Origin of the sequence: Synechococcus sp. PCC 7335, from assembly GCF_000155595.1 — a bacterium.
In the GTDB taxonomy this organism is placed as follows: domain Bacteria; phylum Cyanobacteriota; class Cyanobacteriia; order Phormidesmidales; family Phormidesmidaceae; genus Phormidesmis.
On record NZ_DS989904.1, the window covers coordinates 131,586 to 132,956 of the forward strand.

The 1,371-nt window shown below is 49.2% G+C and carries 1 protein-coding gene; it reads right to left on the minus strand.

Annotated features, from left to right (window positions below; genetic code table 11):
• Window positions 1-1,371 (minus strand): UPF0182 family protein (locus S7335_RS28310; RefSeq protein WP_038016630.1); only part of this gene is annotated, 1,371 nt, incomplete at both ends.

The window sequence follows — 1,371 nt, forward strand, 5'->3', positions numbered from 1 at the left end:
CTCTTGTTTGGGAAATTGATAGAGTAGCTGTTTTCCGTATTGCTGACCGTCTGAACGAGCGGCTAGCCAAGCTACTAGGTTGTTTCTTTGAGCCGGGGTAAATGGACGCAAAAGGACAAACTCGGCGTCTTCGTCCCCAGGCAGTTCCATGATTAGATAGTAGGGTTTGACAACTTGGGTTTCGTTGGCATAAATCTCATTTGGCGCTCGCCACAAGTCTTCTCTGTTGTAGAAGACCTGTGGGTCTGTCATATGATAGGCCAGTAGCTGATTGGATTGAACCAGAGAAAAGTCTTGTGGATAGCGGATATGTGCCCTTAGGGTCTCGGGCATGGCCGAGAGCGGCTCAAACATGTTAGGAAAGGTTTGAGCCCAGGTGCGAATGATTGGATCGCGATCGTCGGCAATATAGAAGTGAACAGAGCCGTTGTAGGCATCAACGACAATTTTGACAGAATTACGAATGTAGTTGTAGGGATTAGTGCCTGGATCGGCGTATGGGTAGCGATCGCTGGTTGTATAGGCATCGATCATCCAATACAAATAGTTTTTCCCAGATTCTTCACCGGGCGCCGCATAATCATCGCCCGCATCAGCAATGACAAGATAGGGATCTTCATCAAATTGAAGAAAGGGAGCAATTTTGTTGACTCGCTGTTTGATATTGCGCCGAAACATCAGCTTGGTATCGGCGGTAAAGTCGTCAGTTAGCAACATCTTCCAATCGCCGAGATGCTTGGCAAACAGCAGGCGTTTCCACACGGGGCCAAGGTCAATGCCGCCTTGGCCGTCGTAGCGGTTATAGACATTTTCGCTTTCGTCAGGAAAGTCTAGTTCTAGCACCCGAGAGTTCGACATAACGTAGGTGTTAGTCAGTTCGCCATAGTAGATACGAGGTTTTGCCACCGGGATAGAGCGACGAACAGCCTCTGAACTAGGGGTGTGAGCGATATCCTTGATGAAATACTCAGGTAAGCCACTAGGGCTTGCGGTGTTCACCGGGCTCATAGTAAAGCCGTAACCGTGCGTATAGACTAAGTGTTCGTTGACCCAGGTTTGGGCTTCAACCGGGACACGTTCATAGTTCAGTTCACGCGCAGAAATGAGTACCTGACGCCGGCTGATAGCCTCGGCTGCCTCAGCAAAGCTATAGCGATCAACATCGGCATCGGCAAATTCATAATAAAGACGAATCTGCTGAAGCTGGCGGTTAGACTCTAGCAGCGGTCGAGTGTCCCATAAGCGGATATTGTCAATGGTAGATTTATTAGCGACAAGTTCAGTCGCTGTGAGAGTGCCCTGCGGATCAAATGCCTGGGTTTCGATATTAGTCAGATCAAATGCGTTGCGAGTGAAGGCGATGGTGCGCTC